We start from the raw sequence: 9,173 nt of genomic DNA, 5'->3' as shown, positions 1-9,173 counted from the left end.
CCCAGCTACATTGGCACACTTATTAAAATATGATAGTGCTCAAGGCCGTTTTGAAGGAGAAGTAAAAAGTACAGAAAATTCTATTCTGGTAAATGGAGAGGAAATTAACATTTATGCACAAAGAGATCCTTCTCAAATTCCTTGGGGTAAACATGATGTGGATGTTGTAATTGAAAGTACTGGTTTCTTTGCAGATAAAGATAAAGCTGAAGCGCACATTAAAGCAGGCGCAAAACGTGTTGTTATTTCTGCTCCTGCAACAGGAGATTTAAAAACAATTGTCTTCAATGTAAACCATGCTATATTAGATGGCAGTGAAACGATTATCAGCTGTGCATCTTGTACAACTAACTGTCTTGCTCCAATGGCTAAAGCATTAAATGATGCATTTACAATTGAAGTGGGTAGTATGACAACTGTGCATGCTTACACAAATGATCAAAATACACTGGATGCGCCCCATCCTAAAAATGATTTACGTCGCGCTCGCGCTGCGGCTCAAAACATCGTCCCCAACTCAACAGGTGCTGCGAAAGCAATTGGCCTGGTTCTGCCTGAATTGAAAGGAAAATTGGACGGTGGTGCACAACGCGTTCCAACTATTACCGGTTCTTTAACTGAGTTAACAGCAATTCTTGCTAAAAAGACTACAGTAGAAGAAGTAAACGCAACGATGAAAGCAGCAAGTGATGAAAGCTTTGGCTACAATGAGGATTTCATTGTAAGTACAGATATCATAGGCATTCACTATGGCTCTTTGTTCGATGCAACACAAACAAAAGTTATCACCGTTGGTGATCGCCAATTAGTTAAAGTTACCAGCTGGTACGACAATGAAATGAGTTACGTTTCTCAATTGGTACGTACTGTACACCACTTTGCGAAATTGATTTCTTAATATATTTCCAAATTTTTTAAAGAGCCTATTCAGTTAATTTTGGATAGGCTTTTGTATTTTCTCAAATCATTCTACGCTACGCCAGCGTATATTACATTACAGCAAGGTGTGCACTACAGGCTCTCTGACCAGCTGTGCAAATGTCCAAAAGGAGTAGAAACGATTGCTTATTTTATTTTTACTGAGGTTCTTTAGCAAAAAACAAAGAGTCGTCGCATTTTTAAATACAACATCCTATTTATAAAGAAAGTCCTGTTGGATCTAAATTAAATTAGATATCCACACAGATTGTCTGCATGTATATAATTTTCTTTAAAATATAGTCCAAGTCATTGCAGCATTCAGAATTGGGCAACGATTCAGAAGGGTAGTGAGGGTTCTTTCGAAGAAATTAAGGCTGAATTAAATTAAAGCACTTTGGCAAAATTCTTATATCTACGTTAGTTGCTGTTTCGACAGGCTCCCCGTCGATATGCATTGGCGCATTTTTCAAATTTTTAATTTTAATTTCTTCCGTCTGAAAATAGAGAATATTTCTTTGTGTAATATTTTCTACCAATGTCTCCAACTTATTGTTCCCTCTTATTTGCCTCAAAACAGCAAAAGGAAGTTTGGCCTTATTCATTTTCTGAACAATTACAATATCTAATTGTCCATCAGAAATATTGGCTTCCGGAGCAATAGTAAAATTATTTCCAAATTGATTACCATTGGCAACGCTTATAAAAAAGGCATCTGTAAAAAATTCAAACTTATTTACCTCTACTTCAAATTGGTAGGGTTGCGCTTTAAAATAATTGATGATACTTTGTTGTGTATAGGTGAGCAATCCTCTTGATGTTTTAGTCGCAAAATCGTGTGCAACTTTCGCGTCAAAGCCAACGCCACTCAACATGCAAGCAAATCTTTCGTTCACCAAAAAGGCGTCTACCGGTCTCGCTTCACCCGTTAAGATAAGTTCAAACGCCTTCTTGGGTTTGGAGGGTATTCCCGCAGCTCTCGCTAATCCATTTCCACTTCCATAAGGAATAATTCCAAAATTTACTGGTTGATTATATAATGCGCCCACCACATGGTTCACCGTGCCATCTCCTCCAATAATTACCACGTCTGTGATTTTTTCTTTGTAAATCCTTTCAATTAAAAAATCATAATTACCCCTTTTATTTGTGGGCAATATTTCACAATATAATTTCTGATCCTTGCTTATTTTTTCTATAAGATTAACCAAGGTAGTCTTCTTCGCCGTTCCGGAAACCGGATTTACAAGATAAATAATTTTTCTTTCTTGTTTTTCTATTAATACTTGTTTTACACCAACCGATTGTATCTTTTCAAACACTTCCATTATACAATATTTGATATTAACTTATGGCTTACGAAGATATTTCTTTTAATGATTAGATATTGTTAATAATCTTTCTCTATTATTAAATACCTTTATAGCCATAATAGAGGTTATTTAAATAATATTATCGTTTAGCAACTAATCGTTTTAGGCTTGAAATTAATCAGACATTTACGATTTTTAAAAGCTGTACTGCTTTATACTTTGACGGCATTTGGCGGTGCCCAGGGGCACTTTGCAATGATGCTAAAGACTTTTGTACAAGAAAGAAACGATATCTCCGAAAAGGAATTATTAGAATATAATGCTTTTTGCCAAATGCTCCCGGGTGCATCGTCCTCCCAAACCATCACATTAATCGGTTATAAGCGCGGGGGATTGTGGTTAGCAATTATCACACTGATAACCTGGATTTTACCAGCCACTATAATTATGGGAGGTTTATCCTTTTTATTAGATTTTTTGAATGCCAGCGCCCTTAATACAAAAGAAATTTTTAAGTATATAAAACCTATGGCAGTGGGCTTTATTGCCTTTTCGGCCTTTAAATTATTAAAAATATCTGTTACTAATACGATTACGCGGGTAATATTGGTCGTTTCAGCACTGGTGACTTATTTGTTATTTAAAACCCCCTGGGTTTTTCCATCTGTAATTGTAGCAGCTGGTATTGCCACAAACTTTAGTAGTAAACGTATCCCTCAAAAAGAAACACCACCCAAAAAAATCCGTTGGGCAAATATTCTCATTTTTTTTACGGTCTTTTTATTAGCCGCTTTTTTTTCGGAAACAGCCAGAAGAGAAAACTGGCCGCAAAGAGGGAAGTTTAATTTGTTTGAAAACTGCTATCGCTTTGGCTCCCTAACTTTTGGGGGGGGAGATGTTTTAGCTCCTCTTATGTATGGACAGTACGTAGTACGACCCAATACGGTGGCTCAATCTAATAAAAACGTATTGAGTATGGGAAATGATGATTTTTTAACAGGCTACGGAATGTTGAAAGCTATTCCGGGCCCAACATTTTCCATCAGTGCTTTTGTGGGTGGAATGTTATTGAAAAAGCAAGGGCTCTGGTCCCAATTTTGGGGATGTATTATTGCGACGATTGCCATATTTCTGCCCTCTACATTGCTGATATTATTCTTCTTCCCTGTGTGGAATAACTTAAAAAAATATGCCGCCATCTATCGGTCCTTGGAAGGAATAAATGCTGCCGTTGTAGGAATCATTTTTGCGTCGTCTTTTTATCTTTTAAAAGACATTTCAGTGAACGTATTTGACGGGAATATTGAGCATATCATTAATCTGTCCACCATTGCGGGAACATTTATTTTACTCAGATATACAAAAATACGAGCACCATATATCGTATTGATATGCTTACTATTAGGTATTATTTTTTAATATAAATTATTTTTATAAATAATATTTATTCAGCTCTATTTCATCATAAACTCCATGAGGAAGCAGGTACTTTATCCCTTTTTTCTCTTTTAATTGTTGGCGGATAAATGTTGCAGATATGTCTAAAAGAGGCGCATCAAGTAAAGTATAGTCTATTTGCTTTGACAGCTCTTTATTGATTACAAAACCTGGCCGCTGATAAATAATGAAAGAATAGTTTTTAATTAAAGTCTCATAATTCTTCCACCGAGATAAATTAGTAAAACTATCTGAACCCATTACAACGACAAATTCATGCTGCGGATATTTCTCCTCCAAATACACAAGCGTGGTTATCGTGTAGGATGGTTTAGGTAATTTAAATTCCACGTCCATCGCCCTAAATTTTTCGCTGTCGTCTATTGCAATATTTAATAGATGCAGCCGGTCATATTCATTAAGTAGGGCACCTGAAGGTTTTAGAGGATTTTGAGGAGAAAGGATAAACCAAATTTGTTTCAAATCCGAATGATTAACTACATGCTCTGCAATTATCATGTGACCGACATGTATGGGGTTAAAAGAACCAAAATATAATCCTATTTTCATGCCAATAATTTAGAGTTCCTCCACTAAAATATATTCCGCTTCATTCAATCGTAAGCTAAGATTATATCCAACAACAGAAATAGAGATAGGGTCGCCGAGCGGCGCTATTTGATCCACTTTTACAATTTCACCAGGTATACAACCCATTTCCATCAATTTTATAAAAATTTCGTTATTCACAAATTCTTTAATAACCACAGACTTACCCACACTTATATCAGACAGCTTCTTCATAATCAATAATTAATGTACGCAAATTTACTAGATTTAAGCATTCATCTTATAATAATGAATTTTATTTACGAATTTTGACAATTAAACAACAAAATGAATGGATAAAGTATTTTTTCATTATATAGATCAAACGGTTCACCTTTTAAATAAAAAAGAGGTAAAAAAATTTATAGAGTTACTCTTTAAATTAGAGAAGAAGTCACTTAATAGAATTGATTATATTTTTTGTTCTGATGAATATCTATTAGAAATAAATAAGCAACATCTACAACACGACTATTACACAGATATTATAACATTTGAACTCAGTAAAAATAATCAAACAGAAGCTGAAGTTTATATAAGTGTCGAAAGAGTAAAAGATAATTCGATCACAATGTCCACCTCATTTAAAAGTGAAATGTTACGCGTTTTATTTCACGGGGCTTTACATCTATGTGGTTATAAAGATAAAACTAAGGCGGAGGCAGAACAAATGCGTAAAAAGGAAAATCAATATCTAGCGATGTATAGATAGTTTATTATCTAAAATAAATATAGTGTTTCACGTGAAACACTATATTTATTTTTATAATTTACCTTTGCACTTAAATAAAAATAAATGTTTCAAGAGTACGATATAATTGTAGCTGGTGCAGGTCACGCCGGTAGTGAGGCAGCAGCAGCAGCAGCGAACATGGGCAATAAAGTATTACTCATCACCATGAATATGAATACCATTGCACAAATGAGTTGCAATCCAGCAATGGGCGGAATAGCTAAAGGACAAATAATTCGCGAAATAGACGCAATGGGCGGTTATAGCGGAATCGTGTCTGATAAAAGTATGATTCAATTTAGAATGCTCAATAAGAGTAAAGGACCAGCAATGTGGAGTCCAAGAACACAGAACGACAGAATGTTATTCGCATTAACGTGGAGAGAAATGTTAGAACACACTGAAAATCTAGACTTTTATCAAGATATGGTCCAGGGCCTATTAATAAAAGATAATAAAGTCTATGGCGTAAAAACAGGATTGGGGCACGAAATAAAAGCTAAAGCAGTTATTATTACAAGCGGAACTTTTTTAAATGGCATCATTCATATAGGTGAAAAACAATTTGGCGGAGGTAGAGTAGCAGAAAGAGCCGCTATTGGAATAACAGAACAGTTGGTGAAAAATGGATTTGAAAGTAACAGACTTAAAACAGGTACGCCACCAAGAGTAGATGCAAGAAGCCTCGATTACAGTAAAATGGAAATTCAGGACGGAGATACAGAAATTGTCGGCTTTTCCTACAAGTCCATAGAAAAAATAAAACCAGAACAACAATTACCTTGTCATATTACCTATACAAATACTAAGGTCCATGAAATATTAAAAACCGGATTTGCTCAAAGTCCGATGTTTGCCGGCAGGATTGAAGGAACCGGACCAAGATATTGCCCCAGCATTGAAGATAAAATAAACAGATTTGCCGATAGGGATAGACACCAATTATTTATAGAACCTGAAGGTTTCAAAACTGTAGAAATCTATGTAAATGGTTTTTCAACATCCTTACCGGAAGATGTTCAACATAAAGCATTAAAAAGCATTCCAGGCTTTGAAAATGTAAAAATGTTTAGACCGGGCTACGCTATAGAATATGACTTCTTCCCACCAACACAATTAAACGCAAATTTAGAGACCAAACTAATTAAAAATCTTTTTTTTGCAGGTCAGATAAACGGAACAACCGGTTATGAAGAAGCAGCTTGCCAGGGACTAATGGCAGGAATAAATGCCAGTCAAGCCATCAATGAAAAAGCACCGGTAATATTAAAAAGAAATGAAGCATATATCGGTGTATTAATAGATGACTTAATTAACAAAGGTACCGACGAGCCCTATAGAATGTTTACTAGTAGAGCAGAGTATAGAACACTCTTAAGACAAGATAATGCTGATTTAAGATTAACTGAATTAAGCTACCACTTAGGTCTAGCTAAAGAAGATAGATATACCAATGTAGTAAATAAAAAAAATAATATAAAAGAATTGATTAAAAAACTACAGGAAATTTCATTGACACCAGAAGAAATCAACCCTTACCTGGAAAATATCCATTCTACACCAATAACCGAAAAACAAAAAATAGCAAAACTAATATTGCGTCCAGATGTTTATTTAAGTGAATTATTTAAATATACAAATAATAATATATTAAATAATTATAATATAAATATCCTCCAACAAGCTGAAATACAATTAAAATATGAACGTTATATAGAGAAGGAAGAAGAAATAGCCAGCCGCATAAATAAAATGGATGATTTAATTATTCCCACTACATTCGATTACACTAAAATTGTAGCACTAGGAAACGAAGCAAGACAAAAATTCGTCAAAATAAGGCCAAAAACAATCGGACAGGCCAGTAGAATAAGTGGTATTAACCCTACAGATATTCAAATATTAATGGTACATATGGGTAGATAGTAAATTTACAATTTTATTAGTTCAACAATCTATGAAGAGTTAGTAATATTACTGTCTAGAAATCTCTATCTATTGAAGTTAAACCACACTATAAAAATCCTAATCGCACTTATATTTTCCACATATACTGGTACTACGCTGTGCGCACAAACAACCATAAAAGGCTTCGTTTATGAAGATAAATACAGAACTCCGCTGGATTCAGTTGAAGTCTATACTTCCTCTGGAAATAAATCTATTAGTAAACCCGATGGGGGATATAGTATAAAAGTCTCCGGTATAAAGGATTCCATCTGGTTTAGATACAATTATAAGAATACTATTAAATATGCAATAGATACTATTAAAAATCCCAATAACTTCGAAGTCAGAATATACTTACCCAGCTACCTTAAACAAGATAACATATTACCTACCGTAACTGTAGAAACCCGTAACTACCTAAAAGACTCCATTTTCTTAAGAAATTTCTACTCTAAGATATTTAATTGGAAAAAACCATCAGAGGCACTTGGTGAAGGGGTATCCGTAACGCCAACAGGTATCGGCGTAGACTTGGATGCGGTTGTTAATATGTTCAGGTTTGGCTATAATAAACGCCAGGAAGTCTACCATAAATTTGCCTTAGAGATTGAGCAGGACAGATATATAGATCATCGGTTCACAAAAGAAAAAGTAGAAACTTTAACCGGCCTGTATGATACAGCGCGAGATGAATACATGAAACGCTACAGACCTACCTATGAGGAACTATTATTAATGAATGAAATTGAATTAGGACGATATATCCAAATAACCTACAAGAAATATATCGAGTATAAAAAGAAACAAAAAATAGAGCAAAATATTTTCACAAATACAGGCAATTAAGTTATTTTATTAACCCTGTAGCTTTACTAATTTCCAGCATCCTGACAATAGGCTTACGAGCGGCTAAGCGCAATTTCTCTTCCATTAAAATTTCCGGCTGTTCATATTTCATACATAAATACAATTTCTCCAATGTATTTAACTTCATATAGGGACAATCATTACAAGCACAGGCATTATTAGGCGGAGCAGGAATAAATTTCTTATTCGGGGAATCCTTTTCCATTTGATGTAAAATTCCCGCTTCGGTGGCAACAATAAATTGAGTAGCTGTATCTGTTTTTGCAAAATTTAAAATTTGCGTAGTACTTCCGATAAAATCAGCCTCTTTCAAAATAATCTCTTCGCACTCCGGGTGTGCTAAAATTTTAGCGTCGGGATACGTCGTTTTAAGCTTCAAAATCTTCTCCAAACTAAAAATCTCATGGACCATACAGGAACCATTCCAAAGAAGCATATTACGCCCCGTTTGCTTATTAATAAAAGCACCTAAATTTTTATCCGGCGCAAATATAATAGGTTGATTTAGGGGAATACTATTGACAATATTCTCAGCATTACTACTTGTACAAATTATGTCGCTTAAAGCTTTAATTTCCGCTGTACAATTAATATAAGAAATCACTATATGATCCGGATGTTTCTCTTTGAACTTCTTGAATGCATCTGTAGGCGCGCTGTCCGCCAGAGAACAACCCGCATTTAAATCAGGTAAAACCACTTTTTTTTGAGGATTTAAAATTTTAGCCGTTTCCGCCATAAAATGCACACCTGCAAAGACAATCATATCAGCACCAGTCTGAGCAGCCTGTTGGGCCAATCCCAAACTATCCCCAATATAGTCGGCTACATCCTGAATATCGGCTTCCTGATAATAATGCGCCAAAATAATGGCATTCTTTTCTTTCTTTAATTTTTCTATCTCTGCAAATAAATCTAAAGTGGGAGATACCGCTACATCCATAAAACCTCTTTTATTTAAATTTTCTGTTGCTTCTAAAATGTTCATATCTGTCGTAGTAATTATTATATCATTATTTATTTAAAAAACCTATTATTATTAGGGGTGTGGATTTCTTGACAACTTTGTTATTCACACTTATCAAAGTTAATTAGTTTTTAATTATCCCCATCAATCCACAATTTTATTTACACTAAGATTACTATCTTTATTAGATTTCAGCTAATTATTTCTTAAAATGTGAATAATATAAAAAGTAATAAACATTTTCTAATTCACAGCTTTCCACAGTTAATTAACTATGTGGAAAAAGTATATAAAAAGGGCGAAAATGGGAGCTATTCAAAATACCTGGTTTTTATTCTTTTTATTTCCACATTATTTTATTATTATTTTAATGTTATCT

Annotated in this window: 9 protein-coding genes; 5 read left to right on the top strand and 4 right to left on the bottom strand. The window is 34.3% G+C overall.

Features of this window, described 5'->3' with window-relative positions; genetic code table 11:
- On the top strand, positions 1-898 hold an 898-nt coding region (gene gap, locus ACQR30_RS04805), incomplete at its 5' end, for a type I glyceraldehyde-3-phosphate dehydrogenase (protein ID WP_429732041.1).
- A gap of 391 nt (positions 899-1,289) precedes the next feature.
- Here gap and ACQR30_RS04800 read toward each other — a convergent pair.
- Positions 1,290-2,246, bottom strand: a complete 957-nt coding sequence (locus ACQR30_RS04800; RefSeq protein WP_429732038.1) for a diacylglycerol/lipid kinase family protein — start codon at positions 2,244-2,246, stop codon at positions 1,290-1,292.
- A 153-nt stretch (positions 2,247-2,399) separates the two neighbouring features.
- Between ACQR30_RS04800 and chrA the strand changes: the two genes are divergently transcribed.
- Complete coding sequence (chrA, locus tag ACQR30_RS04795; RefSeq protein ID WP_429732035.1) at positions 2,400-3,650, top strand: chromate efflux transporter; 1,251 nt, start codon at positions 2,400-2,402, stop codon at positions 3,648-3,650.
- A gap of 12 nt (positions 3,651-3,662) precedes the next feature.
- Here the strand turns inward: chrA and nadD are convergent, their stop codons facing one another.
- Both nadD and ACQR30_RS04785 read right to left on the bottom strand, forming a co-directional pair.
- Entirely contained in the window at positions 3,663-4,238 is a 576-nt protein-coding gene (gene nadD, locus ACQR30_RS04790; RefSeq protein WP_429732032.1) for a nicotinate (nicotinamide) nucleotide adenylyltransferase, read from the bottom strand.
- A gap of 9 nt (positions 4,239-4,247) precedes the next feature.
- Positions 4,248-4,472 (bottom strand): FeoA family protein, encoded by a 225-nt coding sequence (locus ACQR30_RS04785; RefSeq protein WP_429732029.1) that lies wholly within the window; start codon positions 4,470-4,472, stop codon positions 4,248-4,250.
- A gap of 97 nt (positions 4,473-4,569) precedes the next feature.
- On the opposite strand from ACQR30_RS04785, the gene ybeY reads away from it, so the two are divergent.
- From ybeY to ACQR30_RS04770, 3 genes are all read left to right on the top strand, one after another.
- A complete protein-coding gene (gene ybeY / locus ACQR30_RS04780; RefSeq protein WP_429732026.1) occupies positions 4,570-4,989 on the top strand; it encodes an rRNA maturation RNase YbeY in 420 nt (139 codons plus the stop codon).
- 84 nt (positions 4,990-5,073) lie between these two features.
- On the top strand, positions 5,074-6,936 hold the full coding sequence (gene mnmG / locus ACQR30_RS04775; protein ID WP_429732023.1) for a tRNA uridine-5-carboxymethylaminomethyl(34) synthesis enzyme MnmG: 1,863 nt from the start codon (positions 5,074-5,076) through the stop codon (positions 6,934-6,936).
- A gap of 72 nt (positions 6,937-7,008) precedes the next feature.
- Complete coding sequence (locus ACQR30_RS04770) at positions 7,009-7,806, top strand: hypothetical protein (RefSeq protein WP_429732020.1); 798 nt, start codon at positions 7,009-7,011, stop codon at positions 7,804-7,806.
- 1 nt (position 7,807) lies between these two features.
- Here the strand turns inward: ACQR30_RS04770 and nadA are convergent, their stop codons facing one another.
- Positions 7,808-8,815, bottom strand: coding sequence for a quinolinate synthase NadA (nadA, locus tag ACQR30_RS04765; protein ID WP_429732017.1), 1,008 nt, complete (start codon positions 8,813-8,815; stop codon positions 7,808-7,810).
- Positions 8,816-9,173 lie beyond the last annotated feature (358 nt).

Origin of the sequence: Arachidicoccus sp. (assembly GCF_050436765.1) — a bacterium.
Classification (GTDB): domain Bacteria; phylum Bacteroidota; class Bacteroidia; order Chitinophagales; family Chitinophagaceae; genus Arachidicoccus.
This window is presented reverse-complemented; position numbering and strand designations above follow the sequence as displayed.

Excerpts from the sequence above, each read along its gene's own strand:
- ACQR30_RS04800 (WP_429732038.1), bottom strand. The coding sequence starts at position 2,246 with ATGGAAGTGTTTGAAAAGATACAATCGGTTGGTGTAAAACAAGTATTA.
- nadD (WP_429732032.1), bottom strand. The coding sequence starts at position 4,238 with ATGAAAATAGGATTATATTTTGGTTCTTTTAACCCCATACATGTCGGT.
- mnmG (WP_429732023.1), top strand. The coding sequence starts at position 5,074 with ATGTTTCAAGAGTACGATATAATTGTAGCTGGTGCAGGTCACGCCGGT.
- nadA (WP_429732017.1), bottom strand. The coding sequence starts at position 8,815 with ATGAACATTTTAGAAGCAACAGAAAATTTAAATAAAAGAGGTTTTATG.
- ACQR30_RS04785 (WP_429732029.1), bottom strand. The coding sequence starts at position 4,472 with ATGAAGAAGCTGTCTGATATAAGTGTGGGTAAGTCTGTGGTTATTAAA.
- ybeY (WP_429732026.1), top strand. The coding sequence starts at position 4,570 with ATGGATAAAGTATTTTTTCATTATATAGATCAAACGGTTCACCTTTTA.